This is a genomic window from Synechococcus sp. JA-3-3Ab (assembly GCF_000013205.1).
In the GTDB taxonomy this organism is placed as follows: Bacteria; Cyanobacteriota; Cyanobacteriia; order Thermostichales; family Thermostichaceae; genus Thermostichus.
In genome coordinates this window covers 429,829-451,080 of record NC_007775.1, presented here as the reverse complement: position 1 = coordinate 451,080, position 21,252 = coordinate 429,829, and the positions used below count along the sequence as shown (strand labels likewise).

The 21,252-nt window shown below is 61.6% G+C and carries 22 protein-coding genes; 10 read left to right on the top strand and 12 right to left on the bottom strand.

Annotated features, from left to right (window positions below; translation table 11 throughout):
- Window positions 1-222: 222 nt before the first annotated feature.
- The 4 genes from CYA_RS02045 to CYA_RS02030 form a co-directional block, all read right to left on the bottom strand.
- Complete coding sequence (locus CYA_RS02045; RefSeq protein ID WP_041438079.1) at window positions 223-477, bottom strand: DUF2949 domain-containing protein; 255 nt, start codon at window positions 475-477, stop codon at window positions 223-225.
- A gap of 152 nt (window positions 478-629) precedes the next feature.
- Window positions 630-1,430 (bottom strand): hypothetical protein, encoded by an 801-nt coding sequence (locus CYA_RS02040; protein ID WP_011429340.1) that lies wholly within the window; start codon window positions 1,428-1,430, stop codon window positions 630-632.
- 121 nt (window positions 1,431-1,551) lie between these two features.
- Window positions 1,552-2,286 carry a low-complexity tail membrane protein gene (locus CYA_RS02035; RefSeq protein WP_011429339.1) on the bottom strand — a complete coding sequence of 245 codons (735 nt, stop codon included), beginning with the start codon at window positions 2,284-2,286 and terminating at the stop codon, window positions 1,552-1,554.
- A gap of 30 nt (window positions 2,287-2,316) precedes the next feature.
- Window positions 2,317-2,535, bottom strand: coding sequence for an NAD(P)H dehydrogenase subunit NdhS (locus CYA_RS02030; protein ID WP_011429338.1), 219 nt, complete (start codon window positions 2,533-2,535; stop codon window positions 2,317-2,319).
- A gap of 105 nt (window positions 2,536-2,640) precedes the next feature.
- Between CYA_RS02030 and CYA_RS02025 the strand changes: the two genes are divergently transcribed.
- Window positions 2,641-3,231 carry an FHA domain-containing protein gene (locus CYA_RS02025; RefSeq protein WP_011429337.1) on the top strand — a complete coding sequence of 197 codons (591 nt, stop codon included), beginning with the start codon at window positions 2,641-2,643 and terminating at the stop codon, window positions 3,229-3,231.
- A 1-nt stretch (window position 3,232) separates the two neighbouring features.
- On the opposite strand, the gene CYA_RS02020 is transcribed toward CYA_RS02025, so the two are convergent.
- Complete coding sequence (locus CYA_RS02020) at window positions 3,233-4,687, bottom strand: cation:proton antiporter (protein WP_228375494.1); 1,455 nt, start codon at window positions 4,685-4,687, stop codon at window positions 3,233-3,235.
- A gap of 331 nt (window positions 4,688-5,018) precedes the next feature.
- On the opposite strand from CYA_RS02020, the gene CYA_RS02015 reads away from it, so the two are divergent.
- From CYA_RS02015 to CYA_RS02005, 3 genes are all read left to right on the top strand, one after another.
- On the top strand, window positions 5,019-6,242 hold the full coding sequence (locus CYA_RS02015) for a ribulose bisphosphate carboxylase small subunit (RefSeq protein WP_011429335.1): 1,224 nt from the start codon (window positions 5,019-5,021) through the stop codon (window positions 6,240-6,242).
- Window positions 6,243-6,368: 126 nt separating this feature from the next.
- Window positions 6,369-6,884 carry a thylakoid membrane photosystem I accumulation factor gene (locus CYA_RS02010; RefSeq protein ID WP_228375408.1) on the top strand — a complete coding sequence of 172 codons (516 nt, stop codon included), beginning with the start codon at window positions 6,369-6,371 and terminating at the stop codon, window positions 6,882-6,884.
- Window positions 6,881-7,165, top strand: coding sequence for a hypothetical protein (locus CYA_RS02005; protein ID WP_011429333.1), 285 nt, complete (start codon window positions 6,881-6,883; stop codon window positions 7,163-7,165). Before CYA_RS02010 ends, CYA_RS02005 begins: the two co-directional genes overlap by 4 nt.
- Before the next feature lie 282 nt (window positions 7,166-7,447).
- Here CYA_RS02005 and cbiB read toward each other — a convergent pair whose 3' ends face one another.
- Both cbiB and CYA_RS01995 read right to left on the bottom strand, forming a co-directional pair.
- The gene (gene cbiB, locus CYA_RS02000) at window positions 7,448-8,437 is read right to left on the bottom strand and encodes an adenosylcobinamide-phosphate synthase CbiB (RefSeq protein WP_011429332.1); all 990 of its coding nucleotides are present in this window, start codon (window positions 8,435-8,437) and stop codon (window positions 7,448-7,450) included.
- A gap of 22 nt (window positions 8,438-8,459) precedes the next feature.
- Window positions 8,460-8,912 carry an Rrf2 family transcriptional regulator gene (locus CYA_RS01995; protein WP_011429331.1) on the bottom strand — a complete coding sequence of 151 codons (453 nt, stop codon included), beginning with the start codon at window positions 8,910-8,912 and terminating at the stop codon, window positions 8,460-8,462.
- A gap of 88 nt (window positions 8,913-9,000) precedes the next feature.
- On the opposite strand from CYA_RS01995, the gene rsmI reads away from it, so the two are divergent.
- Both rsmI and rppA read left to right on the top strand, forming a co-directional pair.
- On the top strand, window positions 9,001-9,912 hold the full coding sequence (gene rsmI, locus CYA_RS01990) for a 16S rRNA (cytidine(1402)-2'-O)-methyltransferase (RefSeq protein ID WP_011429330.1): 912 nt from the start codon (window positions 9,001-9,003) through the stop codon (window positions 9,910-9,912).
- A 3-nt stretch (window positions 9,913-9,915) separates the two neighbouring features.
- Window positions 9,916-10,656, top strand: a complete 741-nt coding sequence (rppA, locus tag CYA_RS01985) for a two-component system response regulator RppA (RefSeq protein ID WP_011429329.1) — start codon at window positions 9,916-9,918, stop codon at window positions 10,654-10,656.
- 10 nt (window positions 10,657-10,666) lie between these two features.
- On the opposite strand, the gene atpD is transcribed toward rppA, so the two are convergent.
- A complete protein-coding gene (gene atpD, locus CYA_RS01980) occupies window positions 10,667-12,100 on the bottom strand; it encodes a F0F1 ATP synthase subunit beta (RefSeq protein ID WP_011429328.1) in 1,434 nt (477 codons plus the stop codon).
- 374 nt (window positions 12,101-12,474) lie between these two features.
- Window positions 12,475-12,825, bottom strand: coding sequence for a gas vesicle protein GvpV (locus tag CYA_RS01975; RefSeq protein ID WP_228375407.1), 351 nt, complete (start codon window positions 12,823-12,825; stop codon window positions 12,475-12,477).
- Between the two features lie 152 nt (window positions 12,826-12,977).
- Here CYA_RS01975 and CYA_RS01970 point away from each other — a divergent pair, with 152 nt between their 5' ends.
- Entirely contained in the window at window positions 12,978-13,472 is a 495-nt protein-coding gene (locus CYA_RS01970; RefSeq protein ID WP_011429326.1) for a pentapeptide repeat-containing protein, read from the top strand.
- 7 nt (window positions 13,473-13,479) lie between these two features.
- Here CYA_RS01970 and CYA_RS01965 read toward each other — a convergent pair whose 3' ends face one another.
- Entirely contained in the window at window positions 13,480-13,791 is a 312-nt protein-coding gene (locus CYA_RS01965) for a hypothetical protein (protein ID WP_011429325.1), read from the bottom strand.
- A gap of 195 nt (window positions 13,792-13,986) precedes the next feature.
- Between CYA_RS01965 and CYA_RS01960 the strand changes: the two genes are divergently transcribed.
- The 3 genes from CYA_RS01960 (at window position 13,987) to tenA (ending at window position 16,744) form a co-directional block, all read left to right on the top strand.
- Entirely contained in the window at window positions 13,987-14,718 is a 732-nt protein-coding gene (locus CYA_RS01960; RefSeq protein WP_011429323.1) for an aldehyde oxygenase (deformylating), read from the top strand.
- A gap of 133 nt (window positions 14,719-14,851) precedes the next feature.
- Window positions 14,852-15,877 carry a long-chain acyl-[acyl-carrier-protein] reductase gene (locus CYA_RS01955; RefSeq protein WP_011429322.1) on the top strand — a complete coding sequence of 342 codons (1,026 nt, stop codon included), beginning with the start codon at window positions 14,852-14,854 and terminating at the stop codon, window positions 15,875-15,877.
- A 207-nt stretch (window positions 15,878-16,084) separates the two neighbouring features.
- Window positions 16,085-16,744, top strand: a complete 660-nt coding sequence (tenA, locus tag CYA_RS01950; RefSeq protein ID WP_011429321.1) for a thiaminase II — start codon at window positions 16,085-16,087, stop codon at window positions 16,742-16,744.
- A gap of 32 nt (window positions 16,745-16,776) precedes the next feature.
- Here tenA and CYA_RS01945 read toward each other — a convergent pair whose 3' ends face one another.
- Window positions 16,777-17,295 (bottom strand): uracil-DNA glycosylase, encoded by a 519-nt coding sequence (locus CYA_RS01945; RefSeq protein WP_011429320.1) that lies wholly within the window; start codon window positions 17,293-17,295, stop codon window positions 16,777-16,779.
- A complete protein-coding gene (locus CYA_RS01940) occupies window positions 17,276-21,184 on the bottom strand; it encodes a DNA-directed RNA polymerase subunit beta' (RefSeq protein WP_011429319.1) in 3,909 nt (1,302 codons plus the stop codon). The genes CYA_RS01945 and CYA_RS01940 overlap by 20 nt, the downstream gene beginning before the upstream one ends.
- Window positions 21,185-21,252: the final 68 nt, after the last annotated feature.

Below are 21,252 nucleotides of genomic sequence, written 5' to 3'. Positions count from 1 at the left end.
TTTCCCTCTTCTGCTTACGCAAGCGGCAGTCGGCCAAGTACAACAGGTCAGCTAACCAGAAGATTCACCCGATGGTGGCTGGGGGGCGGGCGGCGCTGCAGGAAGGGAGCCGCAGCTCACCGCTACAGGACTTTCAGGATGAGTGACGGTGGAGTCCGAAAAGGCCATACTGCAGTCTCGCTCCTCGGCCAGGAAAACAGACGGCAGCAGTCACCCTTTTTGTCAGCCGAAGGCCTTGTCTTGGAGCAGCTCCGGGTCAGCGTCGCCAGATACTCTCTCCCAAAACTGCGCCAAGTGCTGCAGGCCCACAAACCCCAACTGCCAGAGGATCAAGGCCAGGGGGCCGTGCTGCTGCCGCTGGATCTTCAGGGCCAAGGCCAGTTGTTTGGGCTTGAGGAGCTGTTGCTGCTCGGCAAAGCGGCAGAACTGCCGATCCCATTGGCTGAGGGCTTGCAAATCCGGCACAGTCAGTTCCATAGGTCTGGCTTGGGTGTAACTGGACGCTGGATCCCCTACTGTGGATCTCTTCTTTAGGGTACGCGTCTCCCTCAGCTCTCCCAAGGCGGCTCAGGGCAGAGGGCACTGAGCTTTGCCGCAGAGCTGACTTACAAGCGCTGTTGGGATAGCCCCTAGCTCCAGGGATCGTCATCGAAGGGGCTGTCCGACCAGTAGCCGCCCGACTGGGGTGGAGGAGGCTGTTGGGGTGGTGGGTAGCCGATGGGAGTAGAGGGCGGCGGCGTGGGGATGGGAGTTGGCTTTTCCATATCCTCAAGCCGCGGCAGGTCGGCGGGTTTGGGCTCAACACCGAGGCTCCTCAGCTTGGCCTGAGCTTCCTGTATCTGGGCGTTCAGCTCTTCCAAGTACGCCCGGTAGTGGTTGGCGGCTTCTAGGTATTGCTTGGCTTTGCGCTCGTTATCTTTGATGACGGCCTCTAGCTCTTTGTTGCGAACGGTGTAATCGGCCTCTTGGTTGGTGAGGTTTTCGATGGCCTGGTTGAGCACAGCCCGCCGGCGCTCCAGTTGGGCCACGATCTCCGACAGTTGCCGTTCCCGCTCGCTGAGGCTGCGCTCGCGGTTTTGCGTTTGCTCCAGTTGAAAGGCGGCCTGGCTCAGTTGTTCACGTAGGTACATCACTTGGGGTTCAGTCTCGTTGCGCTCCTGCTGCAACTCGAAGACCCGCGCTTCTAAGTTGTCTTTTTCCTGCTGCAGCACTTCCCGCTCGTTCAAAAGACGGGTGTAGAGCTGGTTGAGGAAGTCCACCTCCATCACCACCTGGCTGAGCTGGGTGGCGTATTCCCCAACCAATGCCAACTCCCGCGCGAGGTTTTGGGTTTCGCTGGTGGCTTGCTCGGTGAAAAACTGGGGAAGCTGGGTGGTTTCTCTGAGGCGTTGGGTGAACTGTTTAAAGCGGAAGGAAAAGTTGCTCGCCATTGCCGGTGCGGTAGCCTCGAAGATCAGGAGAACGCCGATGGTCAGACAACAGTCTGGATCCCGTCCACTCTAGCATCGAGCTGCAGTTTCTTTGGGGTAGAAATCCGTCCCAGCAACCTGTCTAAGTGAAGTCAGGGGTCGTTTCCGGTGTGGCAGCCTCCCGTCCTTCGGATTCGGCATCTGAGCCGGCAGCTTCGGCTACTTCTACTTTACAGTCGAGTCTCTGATTTCCATCTTTTTGTGCCTGCGATGGGACTGCGGCAATCCGGCGCAGCAGCCGTTGCAACAGCGGGGTGTGGCGATCGCCAACAACGGAGAAGCGGCTCTCGATCTCCTCAGCAGGGATGGGATCCAGTTGGGCCAGCTCCGGCTCGCTGAGGAGAAGTACCCGTATTGCAGCAAGGGGGATCTGCAAGAACAGGTTGGCCCCCCAAAACCCGAAGGCGGCTATGGCCAGGCCGGCCAGACGGGTGCCGTTGCCAGGGGTGAGGGGGGCAAAGAGGGGGGCGAAGTCGTAGAGGCGCTCAAAGACTTCCAGCAGCAGGAGTGCCGCCAATAGCGTCAAGATCTTGTGTTCGGGGCTGAGGAAGGCAGCCAAGATGCGGCGTTGGTCGGGGGTGAGTTCCTCGGGAGGAACGGCGGCCACCCACAGGCTGAAGACATCGAAGGGCTTGCGCCACTGCATGGCAAAGACTGGCCCAATGCCCGCCACAGCCACTGCGGCCTGCTCTACTCCCACCGACAGGAGAGGATCCCCGGTGGCCAACCCAATGACGGTTAGCCCAATCCACAAGGGGAAGAGGAGGATCCCGGCGGCATGGATCCAAAGGAAAGGTTCCTGCCAATGGCTGCGCATGGGGAAGTTCTAGAGGAAAGCGGAGCGGAGCTAGCGGCGGGACTTGTCCACCACTTCCAATTCCGAAAGGCGGAAGGTAACCAATTTATCCCAGTTGCCCCCCTCGAAGAGGACAGCGGCATGGTCGTCGGTAACCCGCTGTACTTGTCCTTCAAAGAGGTAGTAGGTATCGTTGGGATTGATGACCCGCACGGCCACGCCAGGGTAGATGGGGGGAAGTTCCTGAAGAAGGGAGGGAGTTGCAGTCATGGCGGCTGTTTACGATTCCTCGCGGGTGGCTAAGCCCTATCCTATCATTATGAAGGAAGGCCCTTCTTCTGCCGAACCTTTCTCTGGCAAAGCCAACCCCAAACGATGCCTGCTGACCCAGCGTCTTCCCCCTCCCAGACTTGGCATGTGCTGGTGATCGATGACGAGCAGGGACGGCGGGCTGTGGCCCTCAGTGCCGCCACCTATTCCATCGGCAGGGATCCCAGCAACGCCATTGTCGTCCATTCGGCGGCGGTTTCTCGGCAGCACGCGCTGCTCTTGCGGCTGCCGCAAAAGGGCGGTGGCTACACCTACCGGCTGTTGGACGGCAATATCGAAGGCAAGCGCAGCACCAATGGCATCTCAGTAAACGGGCAGAAATGTCTGAGCTGGGATCTCAAGGATGGGGATCAGATCCAGTTGGGGGATCAGGTGCGGATGCAGTATTGCATTCGCCAGTTGTCGAACGAAGAGTTTCAGCGGTATCTCCAGTCTGTCAGCTTTCGCAGCCTAAAGGCGGAGGTGGTGGATCGGCGCTCCACAACGATGCAGCGGTTTGACCCGCCCTCGATGCGGGTGATTTTGCCCCAACAGGAGAGGGCGGAGAAGGTTGAAGACGTGGGATCCCGCCGTCGCAACCCGCTGTGGCTGCTGTTCCAGACGCTCTGGGGACGTTTGGGGAGAAAGTCGAGGTGATTCAACTCTCAGGAATGCCCACCTGCTCTGAGTCTGAGCGAGCTGATGGGGTTTCGACGCGGTCTTGCTCTGATGCTTCTGCCTGCAGATCCAGGAGAGAAGGAGGAGAGTCTACTTCCCCGATCAATACTCCCCGCAGCCAGAGGGGGGCGATAAAGGTGGTGGCGATCACCATGACGATGATGCTGACGTCGAGAGCCTCGGAGAGAACCCCGCTGGCCGCTCCCACGCCGGCAAACACCAGGCCCACCTCGCCGCGCGGGATCATGCCCACGCCGATGGCATAGCGGTTGATGCCCGGCTTGCCGAACGCCCCCAGGCCGGCGGCCAGCTTGCCCACAATCGCAACGCTAACCAAGAAGACGGCAATGATCAGCCCCTCGCGGTTGGCGGGGAGGGTGGGGTTGAGCACGGCGAGGTTGGTTTTGGCCCCGACGCAGACGAAGAAGATGGGCACCAGCAGGTCGGAAACGGGCTTGATCTGTTCTTCTAGCTCCTGGCGCTTGTCGGTTTCCCCTAGAATTAGGCCGGCGGCAAAAGCGCCCAAAATCGCCTCCAGGTGGATCACCTGCCCTACGTAGGCCAACAAGAAAGCCAAGACCAGAGCGGGCAAAAGGGGGTTGCCGCGGGCTTTCAGGTTGTTGAGGAGAGCCACAAAGTAGGGGCTGAGGAGTCGCCCCAAGACGATAGAGCCGACGAGAAAGACGACAGCGCTGACGACGATGAGGCCAACATCGGCGACGTCAACCTCTCCGGTTTTGGCCAAGCTGGCCACCACCGCCAAGATGATGATGCCCAACACGTCGTCCAGGACGGCGGCGCCGATGATCACCTGCCCTTCGAGGGAGGTGAGTTTTTGCAGCTCGGCCAAGACGCGGGCGGTGATGCCAATGCTGGTTGCCGTCAGAGCCGCCCCGGCGAAGATGGCAGGGATGACAGGCACGTGAAAGAGGTAGAGCAGGCCCAGTGTTCCCGCCGCAAAGGGCACAGCAACCCCAATAACGGCCACGGCCGCCGCCTGCGGGCCAACCCGCAACAGTTCCCCCAGATCCGACTCAAGACCAATTTCAAAGAGAAGGATAACCACCCCCATCTCCGAGAGGATGTCGATGATCTGGCTTTGGGAGGAGAACACCTGCACCAGGGATCCCTTGTCAAGACCCGCGGTGGCCTGCAGAATCTGCATCAGAGCTGAGGACTGGGCCAAGGTAGGCAACGCCTCGGCAGAAAGCGGCCCTTCGGGAAAAACCAGTAACCCCAGGCCAGAACCGCCCACCAACACCCCTCCCAGCAACTCTCCCAGCACGGGGGGAAAACTCAGGCGAACGGCCATTTCTCCGCCAACGCGGCTGGCCAAGTAGATGACCACCAAGGCCAGCAGCACCGCCACCAAGATCAAGGGAGAGAGGTTGTCTCCCCCTGGCGCCTCGACGGGAGCGGCGGCTTCGACAGCCAGCAACACAGAGCTTAGGCAATTCAACAGCAAGATCTCACCCTTAGATGGACAGCTTTTCGTCTAAGCCGGCCTGACCAGAGCGCCAGAAAAGCTTGTGTTGCCATCTCTGGGGTCGCCCTGCCGGAAGACTGTTACAAAAACTAACCTCCCGCGTAATCCCATGGCAACGCCCATGTGGGCACTCTTTCCCCTTGCCGATAGTCCAGATAATTTAGCACTTATCTGGAGTATTGTCCCTGCTGCCCGCCGAGAATTGGGCCGAGGAGGGGCAGGGGCCAACTTCCCAGAACGACAATGGAGGAAATAGAAACTCTCGCAACCAAGCTCACCGATGAGCTACTACATCCCCCCCACCTTTCTTAAAGTTGTCGCCCTGCACCTGACCAAAAATCATCTTCCTCTGCCCGACGTGCCCGTTCCGCTCATCTTGGGCATCCACGGGCGCAAGGGGGAGGGCAAGACCTTCCAATGCAACCTCATCTTTGAGCGCATGAAGGTCTATGCCGTCCACATCTCGGGGGGCGAGCTGGAAAGTCCCGACGCCGGGGATCCCGCCCGTATGATTCGCCTGCGCTACCGTGAAGCTGCCGAGCACATCCGCAAATTTGGCCAGATGGCCGTGCTGATGATCAACGACCTGGATGCCGGCGCCGGTCGCCTGAACAGCATGACCCAGTACACCGTCAACACCCAACTGGTGAGCGCCACCCTGATGAACATCGCCGACAACCCCACCAACGTGCAGCTTCCCGGCAGCTACGATCCCAAGCCCCTGCCGCGGGTGCCCATCATCGCCACCGGCAACGACTTTTCCACCCTCTATGCCCCCCTCATCCGCGATGGGCGCATGCGCAAGTTCTACTGGGAGCCCAGCCGCACCGACCGCATCCACATCGTTCACGGCATTTTTCAAGCCGACGGGCTGTCTCTTGAGGAGATTGAGCGCCTGGTGGACGCCTTTCCCGAGCAGGCCATCGACTTTTTCGGCGCCCTGCGCGCCCAGCTCTACGACGAGCAGGTATGGCAATTTATCCAAGAAGTCGGCCTGGAAGGGATTGCCTTTCGCCTGCTCAAAAGCAAAGAGGGCGCCCCCCAGTTTCCGCCACCGCGATTTTCTCTGGAGCAGTTGATCCAGGCCGGCCACCAGCTCAAAGCCGAGCAACACCAAGTAGAAGCCCGTCGCCTCTCCGAGGAATACCTTGGCCTCCGGCGCTCCGCTCCTCAAGAGCCGCCCCCCGCTTCCCCGCCATCCCCTCCTCCTGTGGCTGCCAACTCGGCCGATCCTGCCCCAGTCTCCCTCAACCCAGACGTGCAGGCCCAGCTTCGCCAGATCCTGGCCCAAGGCTATGAGATCCTGGTGGAGCATGCGGATCCGCGCCGCTACCGCGTTCATTCCTGGCAGGAGTGTGGAGTTGCCCACCTGAGAGAATGGGCCGCTGCCTGTCAGGCTGTCGAGCAGTGCCTCAGCCGTTTTCCCAAGGACTACATCCGGCTGGTGGGCGTAGATCCGGTGAAAAAACAACGGCGGGTCGAGGCCATCATCCACCGCCCCTGAGACTGAACCGGGGCAAAATGGCACAATGAGAGAGCCTCCCCTCTGCCCGACAATCCTCCCTGGATCATGCTGTTTTGAATCATGCTGTGGCTGCGTCTTCTCCTGGTAGCTTTGTGGGTCGTGTTAATGGGCTGGTTGTCTCCGCCTGCCCATGCTCTCCTCAACGACGACCGCTACGACGGCAACATCTTTGCCCTCTATGGCTCCAACGGCGGCATGATCCCCCCTCGTGTCTCCCTGAAACAGGCCAAAGAACAAGGGATCCCGGCCCTGCTGGTGTACTACATCGACGACAGCAGCGACTGCAAAAAATACGCAGCCACCCTGGCCAACCTGCAAGTTCGCTATGGCTGGGGAGTCTATTTCATTCCTTATTCTGTCGATTCCCTCCTGCCTGGGGATGAGCGTGGCCAATACTACAGCGGCCAAGTCCCCCAGACCCTGCTTTTTGACTCCCAGGGCAACCTCGTCTACCAATCCATTGGCAACCGCCCCATCACCGAAGTGGAAAACGCCATTCGCGCCCTCTTCCAGTTGGATCCCGTCCCCCCAGGGGTGATCCAAGCCAAACCCTTCAACGAGATCCAAACCGGGTTTGCCGGATCCCGTTCCCCCGCCCCCCCAGCCGAGGCGCAGCCGTGACCGCTCCTCCCGATTCCCCCGATTCCCTTGAGGCTCTGCAAGCCAAGCTCGAGATCTTGCAAGCGCGGCTGGCCGACCTGCGCGAGCTGGAGCGCCTATCCCAGCTCTCCCCCGAACACTGGGCTGAAATCCAGGCGGAAGTCAGCCAATTGGAACAACGTCTGCAAGCCTACCTGTTGGAAGTGTTTAACCCCGTTCCTGCCACCTTTTGGCAGGTGCTGCGTTTTGGCGGCCTGGGCCTGCTCCTCGGCATTGCCCTGCAGCGCTGGGCGCTGAGCTAGCACCCGTTAAGATTAAAAGCCCTTGGATCCCGGAGCTCCTTCCCATGCGCATGCGACGCTCCAGACCGTTCAGTTTTGACTGCAAGACCTCGCCTTTTCTGCCTCTGTTCGGCTTAGGCAGCTTTAGCTGCTTCTGAATTATCCTAGTGTTGCGGGCACCAGAAACGGCTTTTAAGGCACTGGGAACGGTCGATTGGGGCTGCTGTAAACCAGCCCAGAGGTCCGCGGTCGGTTTGCCGACTGCAGGGCTACTAAAAGCTCCTGACTTTAGTCTGGAGTAGTTTACAACCCCTCTCCTAGAGGGAGAGGAGAGTTGAGAACTAGAGTTACTCCCACCATCCAACTTCCCCACACCCCCAGAACCTGCCTCAGCAGCCCCAGACTCTCCCGCACCACCTGGGGGCTCAAGGGACGAGCCGGGATCCCCACCTTGGGCTTCTCTTTGGGGATGCCGCGATAGAAATTGGTGCCTCCCAACTGGATCTGCAGCCGCCAGGCAAAGGCCGCCTCGCTCCACCCCGAATTGGGGCTGGGATCCGCCCGCCCGTCGCGGCGACAGCGCTGCCAAAATCCCCAGGGATCCCCGCTGAGCAGGGCCAGGGTCAGCACCGTCAGGCGACAGGGCAGCCAGGTCAGCCCATCCTCACAGCGGGCCGGCACCGTGCCCAGGTAGGTGAAGGGGGCATGGCGGTAGCCCACCATCGAATCAAGCGTGCTGCTGGCCTTGTAGGCCAAAGCCAAGGGCGCCCCTCCCAAAAAGGCATAGAACAAAGGGGCCGTCGCCCCGTCGGGGGTATTCTCGGCTACCGTCTCGACCACCGCTCGCAAGATCTCCGCCTCCGTCAGGTGCTCCGTATCCCGGCCCACGTAGCGGCTTAGGCGCTGGCGGGCCTGCGGCAGATCCCCCTTTTCCAAGGGATCCAACACCTCCAAGGCGGCAAAGCGCAGGCTGCGCCCCCCTAGGCAACTGGCCATCAGGATGATCTGCATCAGGATCCCTGCCCAGGGATGGAGAGCCTGGGCAACGGCGATCAGCCCCCAGCCTGCCGCGTAGGATCCCGCCAGCAGCGCCAGGGTGAGAGCTGCCCCGCCCCAGCGCTGGGCCGCCGGCGTTGGGCAGCGCCTGAGAATGCAACTCTGGCCCCAGGCGATGACCGCCCCCATCACCCGCACCGGATGGGGCCACCCCCAGGGATCTGCCAACCAGTAATCCAGACCCAAAGCCGTCGCCAGCACCAGGGGAGCGGCTGGCTGACTCGGAAAAAACAGCAAGGTCTCCCTCCCGCAGGCGCGATCAGACCACAAACCCTCCCCCCTGACTTTGGGCTGCCTGCCAACTGCGGGCGTCGAAGTAGAGATCTTCCAGAGTTGTTTCCTCCAACACCTGCTCCACCCGCTGGGCGATCCGCCGCCAGAGGGCCTCCGTTACCCAGTCCAGCCCATCCGCAGAGCCTTCCTGCTGAGCCCCTGCCCTCTCAGCCGGGAGAGGATCCAGAGATTCTCCCACCGCCGCCAAAATGGCGCTAATTGGGATCCGCCGCGGTGCCCGTGCCAGCCGGTAGCCCCCCTGCGCCCCGCGCTGCGAACAGACCAAGCCAGCCTGGCGCAGCTCGATCAACAGCTTTTCCAGATAGGGGGCCGGGATCTGCTGTCGCTCGGCAATGGCCCGCACCGAGGCCACCTGGCCAAGCATCGCCAGATCCAGCAAAGCCCGGATGCTATAGGTAGCTCGCGTGGTCAGGCGCACCTGCTTTCTCCCGCCAATCTTCCCCGATCCTGCCACAGGGATCCCTTAACCTGGAAAGCAGTACCCGCTTAGCTCTGGCCTTGTCGAGATGGAGCGCCCCACCGCCAGCCTCTACTTGGTGGCCACCCCTATCGGCAACCGCGAAGACATTACCCTGCGGGCGCTGCGAGTCCTACGGGAAGTGGACTGGGTGGCGGCAGAAGACACCCGCCACTCCGGCCAGCTTCTTAAACACTTTCAGATCTCCGCCCGCCTCATCAGCTACCACGAGCACAACGCCGCCCAGCGCATCCCGCAAATCCTCAAGTATCTGGCGGCAGGGCAGTCGGTGGCCCTAATCAGCGATGCCGGCACACCCGCCATCTCCGATCCAGGAGAGGAACTGGTGCGCGCCTGTATCCAAGCTGGGATCCCGGTGATCCCGGTGCCTGGCCCGGTAGCGGCAGTGGCCGCTTTGGCTGCTTCTGGGCTGGCCACAGGGCGGTTTGTCTTCGAGGGGTTTTTGCCGCTCAAAGCCAGCCAACGACAAGCCCGTCTGCAACAACTGGCCCAAGAAGAGCGCACCGTCGTTCTCTACGAAGCCCCCCATCGCCTGCAGCAAACCCTGCAAGATCTCCTGGCTCACTGCGGCCCCCGGCGGCAGATCGTGCTGGCCCGCGAGCTGACCAAGCTGCACGAGTCCTTCTGGCGGGGATCCCTGGCCGCCGCTCTGGAGCACTGCGCCGCCCAGCCGCTGCGGGGGGAGTTCACCCTTGTTCTAGAGGGGCGGCCTGCCTCCGAAAAGGGCGAAGAAACCTCCCCCTCGGAAGCGGAAGTTCGCCAGGAGCTGGCCCGCCTGCTGGCCGAGGGCCTTCCCCGCTCCGCTGCCAGCCGCCAACTGGCCCGGCGCTTCCAGGGATCCCCCCTGTGGACGCGGCGCCGCCTTTACGATCTCTGCTTACAACTGGAGCCCCCTCCCTCCCTGGCCCCTCCGGCAAGCGACGACGAGACAGAATCCTAGAGCATGGCGCGCATCTTGTTGGTGGACGACGAAGTGGAGCTGGCCGATTCCCTGGCCCAGCACCTGCGGCGAGAGGGCCACAGCGTGGACGTGGCCTACGAGGGAAACAGCGCCTGGGAGCTGCTGCAGAAGCCCCCAGCCCCACCCTACGACTTGCTGGTACTGGACTGGATGTTGCCGGGCCTGTCCGGCCTCTCCCTCTGCCAACAGGTGCGACAGGTAGATCGCGCCACCCCCATCCTCTTCCTGACCGCCAAAGATACTCTCGACGACCGGGTGGAAGGGCTGGACGCCGGCGCCGACGACTACCTGGTCAAGCCCTTCGAGCTGCGGGAGCTGCTGGCGCGGGTGCGAGCCCTCTTGCGGCGGGCTGCCGGCCCCGGCGAAGGGATCCCTCGCCTGCAAATTGGAGACCTAGAGCTGGATCGGGAGAACCAAGTGGCCTACCGCCAAGGACGGATGATCCACCTCTCCCAAAAAGAGTTCCGCCTGCTGGAGTACTTCATGGCCCACCCCGGCCAGTTGCTCACCCACGAGCAGATCTACGAGCGGGTGTGGGCCGGCGAGGATCCCCCCAGCAGCAACGTCCTGGCTGCTCAGGTGCGCCTGCTGCGGCGCCGCCTCCGTCTGCCCGGCTCCCCCGAGTTGATCCACGCCGTCTATGGCAAAGGCTACCGCTTCGGGCCTGTGGCCGAGGATCCTCAGCAGCCGCCAACCCCCCTCTCCCCCTGGGAGAGGGGCTGAGGGTGAGGGATTACTTGGACTTGAGCTTCTCCGCCTTCTCGATGGCCTCCTCGATGGTGCCCACCAGATAGAAAGCCTGCTCCGGCAGATGATCCAGTTCTCCGGAGAGAATGCGCTGGAAGCCTTTGATGGTGTCCTCCAACTTCACGTACTTGCCAGGCGAGCCAGTGAAGACCTCGGCCACAAAGAACGGCTGCGACAGGAAGCGCTCGATGCGGCGGGCGCGGGCCACCACCAGCTTGTCCTCTTCCGACAGCTCGTCCAACCCCAGAATGGCGATAATATCCTGCAACTCTTTGTAGCGCTGCAGCGTTTGCTTCACCGCCTGAGCGGTGTTGTAGTGCTCCTCGCCCACAATGTCTGCCTGCAAGATGGTGGACGAAGAATCCAGGGGATCCACCGCCGGGTAGATGCCCTTGGCCGCCAGGCTGCGCGACAGCACCACCGTCGAATCCAGGTGGGCAAACGTCGTCGCCGGCGCCGGGTCCGTCAGGTCGTCGGCGGGCACGTACACCGCTTGCACCGACGTGATGGATCCCTGCTTGGTGGAGGTGATCCGCTCCTGCAGGTTGCCCATTTCCGTGGCCAAGGTGGGCTGGTAGCCTACCGCCGAGGGCATGCGGCCCAACAGCGCCGACACTTCCGAGCCAGCTTGCACAAAGCGAAAGATGTTATCGATAAACAGCAGCACATCCTGCTTGTTGACGTCGCGGAAGTACTCCGCCATCGTCAAGGCGGTCAGGCCCACCCGCATACGAGCGCCCGGCGGCTCGTTCATCTGGCCGTACACCAGCGCTACTTTGTCCAGCACCCCCGATTCTTTCATCTCGTTGTAGAGGTCGTTCCCCTCGCGGGTGCGCTCTCCCACGCCGGCAAACACCGATAGGCCGGAGTGCTCCTCGGCAATGTTGTGGATCAGCTCCTGGATGAGCACCGTCTTGCCGACGCCGGCGCCGCCAAACAGGCCCACCTTGCCACCTCTCTTGAAGGGGGCCAGCAGGTCGATCACCTTAATGCCGGTTTCAAAGGGCTCCGGTTTGACGGTCAGCTCCACAAAGGGCGGCGCGCTGCGGTGGATGGGGGCAAACTCCTTGGCTTGCACCGGCTCTCCTTGATCCACTGGCTCCCCCAGCACGTTGAAAATGCGACCCAGGGTAGCCTCGCCCACCGGCACGGTAATCGGGGCACCTGTATCCACCACTGGCATGCCCCGCACCAAGCCATCGGTAGAAGACATGGCCACGGCCCGCACGCGGTTATCCCCCAAAAGCTGCTGCACCTCAAAGGTGACTTTGACCTTCAATCCGCTTTCGGTCGTCGCCTCCACCTTGAGAGCGTTGTAGATTTCAGGCAGCTTGCCGCTGGGAAACTCGGCGTCGATCACAGGTCCAATGACCTGAGTGATGTAGCCAACGTTGGTCGCAGTAGCGGTGGCAGTAACCATGGTCGAGGCTCAGCTCCTTGTGTACTCAGTTGCAGTTATGGACTCAGCGATGCCGGATGGGAGTTTCAGAATGGGCCATGAGAAGATCTCGGACTGGGCGGCTGGATCCCGGTAGCAAAAGCCAACAGGTCTACCCCTGGACTTCGGTCTCGCGGCTCGGTTCTCTTCTGCCCAAGGGTACCGCTTCAAGGCCAATACAAAACCCTAGCTAATGTCTTAGGGGTTAGACTACTGGGTTTTTGAAGCGGTTGACTACCCATGCCGCCATACAAAAGGTACCACAAGGCCGTCCCAAAGGACAGAACGGGGCTCTAAACCCAGTTTTTTGCTCCTTTGGCAATGGCTTTGGCTTCCCCACTCGGCAGGGAACTGGCTCAGTACTCAAAGGTCATCGGCGGGAAACGGGAGGAGGAGAAGCGGCCAGTGCCCGGTTCTCGAGCAGCGGCGGGATCCCGAAAGCTCTCTGCCTCCTGCTGAAAACGCTGTAGCGCTTGTTCGATTTCCCGGAGCCTTGCTTGAATTTGCCCTTGCCGTTCCTGAATGAACTCCAATTCCTGGTTGAGCCGCTGCTTTTCCACAGTGAGCTGCTGCATCTCGGCATAGAGAGCCGATTCGGTTTTGCGGCGAGGGATCGAGCGTAACTTTGGGCGGGGCCGGGAGCGGGGCACGCGGGGCAAGCTCATAACAGAACAAATGGGATCCAGAGAAAAGGGCGTTGCGCCCATCCTAGCGCGCTCTCGCAGGCAAGAGGGCTGATGGCCTTGGCAGATGTTCGGATCTGGAGGCATGGCTGATAGGCGCCGCCTGGAGGATGTGCGCCCTTGGCGGCAACCCTGTTCCTCGGTAGGATCCGACTTGTCTAGGATGGGGAAAAGCAATGGTCGAAACCGCAGCGGAACTGTTGCAGCGCTATGGCAGCGGCGAGCGGGACTTCAGCAACAGCCAATTGGCCGAAGCTGACCTGGCCGGTGCCGACTTGGCCGGGATCGACCTGGGCGGAGCAACCCTCCAGCAGGCCAAACTGGCCGCTGCCAACCTGGAGCGGGCCTACTTGAGCGGCGCCGACCTCAGCCAAGCCGATCTGCAGGGATCCAACCTGCGCCTGGCCAATCTAGAAAAGGCCAAATTGCAGGGATCTCGATTGCAAGGGGCCAACCTGCGCGGCGCCAACCTGACCGCAGCCGACCTGAGTGGTGCCGATCTCAGCCAGGCAGACCTGGCGGGGGCCAACCTCAGCGGCGCCAACCTGAAAGGGGCCAACCTCAGCGGCTGTAAACTCAAGCTTGCCAACCTGCGGGGAGCCTGTTACGACACGGCCACTCACCTAGAAGCAGATGTCGTTCCCGCCGAGTTGGGCATGGTTTCCGCCTAGCCTGCGGCTAGTTGTCCTGAGGCTCCAGATCCAAGATCTCCTGGATCTCGGCATCGGTATAGCCCACCGCCCGCAGCTTCTCTGCCACCGCCTCGATCTCCTGCGCCGACAGATCGTGCTGGCGTACCCGATCCCAGAGATTGGCCACAATCTGCAGCAGCAAACGGCTGCTTTCCGCCTCGAACAGCTCAAAAGCCGTCGCCATCTCGATTGCCTGCAACACCTCCTCGGCGCTGCCAATCGGCTGATCGAGGGATTGTTCCTCCAGATCCACCAGCAACTGGCGCAGCTGATTCAGGCCCTCCCCAAGAGCAGACATACCCCCGGCTCCTCAACGGCACCTGAGCACTCACCCTAACAGGCTTGCCTCCCTGGGCAAAAGGGATCCGATGAATTCCGCACCACCTGAGGCTATTCTGAGTAGAGGAACAATTTAGTGGCAAGCGCCAGGATTGTTGAAGGGCCGGCGAAGCGGTTCACAACAATCTACAACTACAAAAGGAGATGCACGAGTATGGCCCCAGCGAACGTCCTGCCCAACACCCCCCCGTCCCCCACTGATGGGGGCGGCACTGCCCTAGACTACAGCAGCCCAAGGTATCGGCAGGCCTACTCCCGCATCAACGGTATTGTTATCGAAGGCGAACAAGAAGCCCACGACAACTACCTCAAGCTGGCCGAAATGCTGCCGGAAGCTGCAGAGGAGCTGCGCAAGCTGGCCAAGATGGAATTGCGCCACATGAAAGGCTTCCAGGCCTGCGGCAAAAACCTGCAGGTGGAACCCGATGTGGAGTTTGCCCGCGCCTTTTTCGCGCCCTTGCGGGACAATTTCCAAAGCGCCGCAGCGGCAGGGGATCTGGTCTCCTGTTTTGTCATTCAGTCTTTGATCATCGAGTGCTTTGCCATTGCCGCCTACAACATCTACATCCCGGTTGCCGATGACTTTGCCCGCAAGATCACCGAGGGGGTAGTTAAGGACGAGTATCTGCACCTCAATTTTGGGGAGCGCTGGCTGGGCGAGCACTTTGCCGAGGTTAAAGCCCAGATCGAAGCAGCCAACGCCCAAAATCTGCCTCTAGTTCGGCAGATGCTGCAGCAGGTAGAGGCGGATGTGGAAGCCATTTACATGGATCGCGAGGCCATTGTAGAAGACTTCATGATCGCCTACGGCGAGGCCCTGGCCAGCATCGGCTTCAACACCCGCGAGGTAATGCGCCTCTCGGCCCAGGGTCTGCGGGCCGCCTGACGCAACTCAACTCTGCCTGCCGATTGGTTTTCCGGCCTGGCTGGAACGCTCCCTACCCTCTCTGGGTGCGGACATGTTTTGATGGGATCCGGATGGAGCTCATAAAGTTAAGTATCGAAGTGAGTGAGCATCTATGTTCGGCCTGATCGGGCACCTGACCAGCCTGGCCCACGCAAAACGGGTGGCAGATAAGCTGGGGTATTCCGAATATGCGGAGAGCGACCTGGAATTTTGGTGCATGGCTCCGCCTCAGGTGGTGGACGAGATCGTGGTGACCAGCATCACGGGCCAAAAAATCTATGGCCAGTACGTCGAATCCTGTTTCCTGCCGGAAATGCTGGCGGGGGGACGGGTGAAGGCGGCCTGTCGCAAGATTTTGAATGCGATGGCCTTGGCGCAGCGGCGCGGCTTGAACATCACCACCCTGGGAGGATTTAGCAGCATTATTTTCGAGAATTTTCGCCTCGACACCCTCAGGCGGGTGCGCAACATCGACCTGGAAATTCGGCGTTTTACCACCGGCAACACCCACACGGCCTATATCATCTGTCAGCAATTGCAGGCGGCGGCCCAGCGCTACGCCATGGATTTGGCAGCTGCCACAGTTGCCGTGGTGGGGGCCACCGGCGATATCGGTAGTGCCATCTGCCAGTGGTTGGTAGCCCACACTTCCCCGGCCAAATTGCTGTTGATAGCCCGCGAGCGGCGACGCCTGGAAGAGCTGCAGGCCAAACTTAAAAAAGGGGAGGTCTGTTCCTTGGAAGAGGCCTTGCCCCGCGCCGATTTCATCGTCTGGGTGGCCAGCATGAGCCAAGGAGTGACCCTCGATCCTCAGGTGCTTCCGGATCCCTGCGTGATCATCGACGGTGGCTACCCGAAAAACATCGCCTCCAAGTTGCAGCGCAAGGGGCTGTACGTGATCGACGGCGGCATGGTGGAACACTCTCTCGATATCGAGTGGAATATTATGCAATTTTTGAATGTGGCCAACCCGGCCCGCCAGCTCTTCGCCTGCTTTGCCGAGGCGATGCTCCTGGAGTTCGAGGGCCTGTACACCAATTTTAGTTGGGGCCGCAACTTGATCACCCTAGAAAAGCTGGATTTAATCGGGCAACTGTCCCGCAAGCACGGCTTCCGTCCCCTTATGCCCGAAGCCTAGGTTTAGCTGGGCTGACCCCCTGAAAAGCGGTAACTGAGAGGAGGGGCAATCTGAGACAAGGAGATCCCCGCCCTAGCGGGGGTAGGGATCTGGAATCGAGATACTCACGTCCAACTTTCCGGCCACAGGGCACCCAAAGAGTTTCCCCCACACCCAGAGATCTCAATCAGTTGAAAAGAACCCCAGAAACGCCGCGAGAGAGCCACCATGTCTCAATCTTTTACCGCCCACCTCTGGCAGACGATCGAGCCCATCTACCAACAGATCTTGGATCACCCCTTTAACCAAGAGCTGGCCGCAGGCAGCCTCTCGCGGCAGCGCTTTCAGTTCTATCTGCAGCAGGATGCTCTTTATCTCACCGATTTTGCCCGCGCCCTTGCCTTGATCGGGGCCCGTTCCGAGGGGGCTGAGCGGGTGGTGAGTTTCTTGAACTTTGCCCTGGGGGCCATTGTGGCCGAGCGCAGCCTGCACGAGAGTTACTTTCGCCTCTACGACATCCAGCCGGAGACAACCTACGCTCCTGCCTGCTTCGCCTACACCCGTTTTCTATTGGCTGCGGCTGCCTTGGATCCCTACGAGGTGGCCATGGCCGCTGTGCTGCCCTGCTTCTGGATTTACCGTGAGGTGGGATCCGCCATTTACCGCACCGCCAAGCCCAACAATCCTTATCAACAATGGATCGACACCTATGCCGGGGAAGAATTTGCCCAGGTGGTGCAACAGGCCCTGGACATCACCGACTCCTTGGCTACGCAGACCACAGCGGCGACGCGGGAGAAGATGACGGCTGCTTTTGTCACCGCCTCTCGCCTGGAATGGCTGTTCTGGGACAGCGCCTACCGCCTGGAAACCTGGCAGCCCGCCTGATCCCCGCCGGGCCTGGCGGCTCAGCAAGGTCGTCATGGCCATGGCATGTGGTTATGGTCCAACGCCAAGATGACCCGCACCTGGGTCAACAGCTCCAGCTCTTGTCTCAGATAGCCCAGGCAGGTCTTGGCTTCTGCGGCGGTGGGGCGGTTCTGCGGCGGCGCGCAGCGCATCACGGCTGAGATGTAGCAATCCCGCAATTGCAGGCCATCTTCCCGGTGCAGAGAGATGGGTTGATTGGCAAACCTGGCCCGGCGCAGAGCGCGAAATAGCCAATCCCCGCTGGGATCCCCCGTAAACACCCGCCCGGTGCGGTTGCCCCCATGGGCTGCCGGCGCCAAGCCGATCACCCACAGCCGCGCCTGCACATCCCCAAACCCCGGCACCGGTCGGCCCCAGTAGAGCTGGTCACAAAAACGGGCCACCTTTTGCTGGGCAACCGCCTCTCGCCAAGCCACCAGGCGGGGACAGCGGCGGCAAGCGACGATCTCAGCCTGTAGCGCCGCCCAGGGCTGGTGATCCGCCAACGCCTCACTCTTCTTCTCCCTCATCCTCCGTCGGCTCGTCAACGGGGGTGGAGTCGTCGATGAGCTGGTCGTCATCCAAGATCAGGCGAGGCGGCAGCTCTGGCAGCACAACAGGCTCCTCCTCTTCCTCCGGCTCCGGTTCTGGCGCCATCTCCTCGTAGGTGCTGAAGCCCGTGCCCGCCGGGATCAAGCGCCCGATGATCACGTTCTCCTTCAGGCCCCGCAGCCAGTCGGACTTGCCTTCGATGGCCGCCTCCGTCAGCACCCGCGTGGTCTCCTGGAAGCTGGCCGCCGAGATGAAGCTGTCGGTGTTCAAGCTGGCCTTGGTGATCCCCAGCAGAACGGGCGTGTACTTAGCCGGCGCCCCGCCGGTGATGGCCATGGTAGCGTTGGTCTGCTGGATTTCCCGCAGCTCCACCAGCTCGCCGGGCAACAGGACGGTGTCGCCGCTGTCGTCCACCCGCACCTTGGAGGTCATCTGGCGCACCACAATCTCGATGTGCTTGTCGGCAATCTCCACCCCTTGCGAGCGATAGACGTTCTGCACCTCGTTGACCAGGAAGCGCTGCACCTCCCGCAAGGCTAGCCGTGCCGCTTGGTCGTCGCCCAAGGTTTGGCGATGGTACTCAAAGTAGATCTCCAAGAGGTCGTGGGGGTTGGCCGGGCCGTCGGTCAGCGGATCCCCCACCTGTACCGGCTGGCCATCGACCACGATCAGGTTTTGCCCCGGCATCACCGAATACTCGGTAACCGTACCATCGGCTTCGATGACCCGCAGATCCGGCTCTTCTCCTCGCCAGCTCAGTTGCACCGTGCCGGGCCGCTTGGCCAGAACACACATTTCCTTGGGCTTGCGGGCCTCCAACAGCTCCTCGATCCGCGGCAGACCCTGGATGATGTCCCCCGTCTTGGCCCGCTCAAACACCAGGAGGGCCAAAGAATCCCCCCGCTGCACCAGATCCCCATCCCGCACCTGCAGAATGGCACCCGCCGACACCAAATAAGGCCGCGCCAACCGCAACACCACTTGGCCATCGGCAATCTGCATCACTTGCCCCGACTCGGGGGCAGGGATCCCCGGCGCCAGCTCGTCGCCGGCCCGCACCAGCGCTCCCACCTCGACGCTGGCTTGGCCCGTCAGAGGCACCGTCAGCAGGTCGTCGTCGGTAACCACCAGAACCCGTCGCACCACCTCCGCGCCCTGGCGGATCCCCTGCACGATCCCGGCTTTTTTGGCCTGAATCTCGGTGCGGGCGATAACACCCCCCCTGCCGATACTGTCTCCTTCGCTCACCAACAGCCGCGTGTGGGTACTCCCCTGGGTTAGATCCGCCTCCACGTCTCGGCGCAGCAGCAGGGTTTCCAAGATCACCAGTTGCAGGCGACGGATACTGGGATCCTTCTCATCTTGGATCAGTTCAATATCGGCCTTCAGTTGCGGGGCGTCGGTATCGATCTCCAGCACCAGTTGTGTGCGCAGCAGTTCTACCGGCCCCACCGACTTCACCCGCTCCCCATCCTTGAAGGGAACGCGCTGCACCGCCCGCAGGCGAATGGAGCGGCCAGACTCGCTGGTAGACTCTTGGCTGGGCACCACCGGCCGGTCGGGGATCTCGTACTCGTACACCGGGCGCAGCAGCAGGCCTGGCCCTTCAGGCGTCTCCACCTGCTCCAGATAGACCAATCGGTCAGGGACGATGCTGCTGAGCAGCTTCTGGCCCGGCTGGATTAGCGTGCCGGTGGGTATTTCCAGGTCGGCGGGGTCGTCCACCAGATGCAGGGATCCGGGCTTGATGACGATCTCCCGCAGGATGTCGTTTTTCTGGATAACCTCGACGACGCCAGCATTTTGGCAGAAGATGTCCTTCACCACCTCGGTGCCGGCTTCTACGTACTGGCCATCCTCCACGTTCAACAGGGAGATGTCCTTGTTCACCTCGTGGGTCTCCTCCGGGATCCACAGCAAGGTGCCGCCCCGGATGACCTCATAGCCCTGCTTCGCCTTGCCCCGCCGGGCCACCTCGACACCGGCAAACTTCACCAGGCCGCCCGTCTGGGTGCGGAAATTGTTCTCGATCAGCTCCGCCACTACCTCGTCGTTGCCCACTTTGGTGCCCGGCGTGGCCTTGAGGACAAAGGTCTGGCCGCTGGCCGTATCCAGCAAAAATTGCTCCCGGCCCTGGTGGGATTCCACCCGCACCCGCGCCTCGTGCAACACCACCGCGGCGTTGATGATCTCCACTTCGCGCCCACTTTTGGTGTCGCTGCGCTCCGGCAGCCGCACGATGCCGCCGTGCTCGGTTACCAGCGAGGTCTCAGCGATCACATCCCCCGCCTGCACCCGATCCCCGTTTTTCACCACCGGCTCGGCCCCCGGCGGCAGGTTGTATACCTGGCCGGACATCACCCAGATCAACCCTTGCCGCTGCGCGGTGCAGGTGGTGTTGCCCTGGCGGTCGGTTTTCTCCTCGATGGGCAGATCGGCAAAGCGGATTTCCCCCGCCAAGTCGGCCACCACCTCCTTCTGGGCTTTCTCGGTGCTCTTGCGCACGGCCTTGGCTACAGTCACTTCCGCAATCAACTGATCCCGCTGCACCTGGGCCCCGTCCCGCACCAGCAGAGTGGATCCCTGCGTCATGTCGAAGACTTCCCGTTGTCCGTCTGGCCCTTCCAGGACAATTTGGTTGTTCGCTTCTAGCTGCAGGGCATCGTCGCCGTGGCGGGTGCGGAAGGGGCGGGTGCGCAGATTTTTCGGGAACCGCACCACGCCAGCAAAGGGGGCGCGAATTTGGCGGGCCACCTCCCCGGTAAACACACCTCCCGTGTGGAAGGTGCGCATGGTTAACTGGGTGCCCGGCTCCCCAATCGATTGAGCGGCGATGATCCCGACCGCCTCCCCCAGATCCACCAGCCGGGAGTGGGCCAGGCTCCAGCCATAGCACATCCGGCACACCGATCGGTTGGCCTCGCAGGTGAGGGGAGAACGCACCATCACCTGCCGGATGCCGGCCTCCACAATGGCCTTGGCCAAGTCGTGATCCACCTCTTGGTTGCGGCGGGCAAGAATCTCCTGGGTTTGCGGGTGCACCACATCCCGCGCCAGCACCCGGCCCACCAGGCGCTCCTCCAGCGACACCACCACCTTGTCCGCATCCATCAGGGGTTCCAGCAGGATCCCTTGGTCGGTGCCGCAGTCGGATTCCCGCACGATCACATCCTGAGACACGTCCACCAAACGGCGGGTCAGGTAGCCAGAGTCGGCAGTGCGCAAAGCCGTGTCCACCAAGCCCTTGCGCGCCCCGTAGGAAGAGATGATGTATTCGGTAACCGTCAGGCCCTCGCGGAAATTGGTTTTAATCGGCAAGTCGATGATCTCCCCCTGCGGGTTGGCCATCAGGCCGCGCATGCCCACCAACTGCCGCACCTGCGAGACGTTCCCCCTCGCCCCCGAGTTGGCCATCATGTACACGGAGTTGAGGGGATCGTTCTGGCGGAAGTTGCTGAGCATCTCCTCCTTAATCTGGTCGTTGGTCTGGTTCCAGGTATCGATCACCTTTTGATAGCGCTCCACCTCGGTGATCTCGCCGCGGGTGTAGCGCTCCGTGGCCGCCTCGATCTCCGCTTCTGCCTGGGCCAACAACTGCCGCTTGCTGGGTGGAATGCGCAGATCCTCGATGCTGATGGAAACGGCAGCCTGGGTGGCGTATTTGAAGCCCAGGGCCTTCAGAGCATCCGCCATCTGAGCGGTGCGGGCGGTGCCGTAGCGAGCAAACGACCAGGCAATCAGATTGCGCAGCTCTTTTTTGCCGATTTGATAGTTGCGAAAGGGTACAGGGGGCGGCGGGGTCTTGGCCTTGGCGCCATCGGCGGCCTGCCGGACTAGACCGGCGGAAAAGCGTCCTTTTTCGCTCATAATGCCTCGGTGATAACTCTGACAGTTCTGGACAAGGGGGCAGGGATCCCAGCTACCCATCGACAAGG

Coding starts and splice junctions, on each gene's coding strand:
- CYA_RS02045 (WP_041438079.1), bottom strand. CDS start 477: ATGGAACTGACTGTGCCGGATTTGCAAGCCCTCAGCCAATGGGATCGG.
- CYA_RS02040 (WP_011429340.1), bottom strand. CDS start 1,430: ATGGCGAGCAACTTTTCCTTCCGCTTTAAACAGTTCACCCAACGCCTC.
- CYA_RS02035 (WP_011429339.1), bottom strand. CDS start 2,286: ATGCGCAGCCATTGGCAGGAACCTTTCCTTTGGATCCATGCCGCCGGG.
- CYA_RS02030 (WP_011429338.1), bottom strand. CDS start 2,535: ATGACTGCAACTCCCTCCCTTCTTCAGGAACTTCCCCCCATCTACCCT.
- CYA_RS02025 (WP_011429337.1), top strand. CDS start 2,641: ATGCCTGCTGACCCAGCGTCTTCCCCCTCCCAGACTTGGCATGTGCTG.
- CYA_RS02015 (WP_011429335.1), top strand. CDS start 5,019: ATGAGCTACTACATCCCCCCCACCTTTCTTAAAGTTGTCGCCCTGCAC.
- CYA_RS02010 (WP_228375408.1), top strand. CDS start 6,369: ATGGGCTGGTTGTCTCCGCCTGCCCATGCTCTCCTCAACGACGACCGC.
- rsmI (WP_011429330.1), top strand. CDS start 9,001: ATGGAGCGCCCCACCGCCAGCCTCTACTTGGTGGCCACCCCTATCGGC.
- rppA (WP_011429329.1), top strand. CDS start 9,916: ATGGCGCGCATCTTGTTGGTGGACGACGAAGTGGAGCTGGCCGATTCC.
- atpD (WP_011429328.1), bottom strand. CDS start 12,100: ATGGTTACTGCCACCGCTACTGCGACCAACGTTGGCTACATCACTCAG.
- CYA_RS01975 (WP_228375407.1), bottom strand. CDS start 12,825: ATGGGCGCAACGCCCTTTTCTCTGGATCCCATTTGTTCTGTTATGAGC.
- CYA_RS01970 (WP_011429326.1), top strand. CDS start 12,978: ATGGTCGAAACCGCAGCGGAACTGTTGCAGCGCTATGGCAGCGGCGAG.
- CYA_RS01965 (WP_011429325.1), bottom strand. CDS start 13,791: ATGTCTGCTCTTGGGGAGGGCCTGAATCAGCTGCGCCAGTTGCTGGTG.
- CYA_RS01960 (WP_011429323.1), top strand. CDS start 13,987: ATGGCCCCAGCGAACGTCCTGCCCAACACCCCCCCGTCCCCCACTGAT.
- CYA_RS01955 (WP_011429322.1), top strand. CDS start 14,852: ATGTTCGGCCTGATCGGGCACCTGACCAGCCTGGCCCACGCAAAACGG.
- tenA (WP_011429321.1), top strand. CDS start 16,085: ATGTCTCAATCTTTTACCGCCCACCTCTGGCAGACGATCGAGCCCATC.
- CYA_RS01945 (WP_011429320.1), bottom strand. CDS start 17,295: ATGAGGGAGAAGAAGAGTGAGGCGTTGGCGGATCACCAGCCCTGGGCG.
- CYA_RS01940 (WP_011429319.1), bottom strand. CDS start 21,184: ATGAGCGAAAAAGGACGCTTTTCCGCCGGTCTAGTCCGGCAGGCCGCC.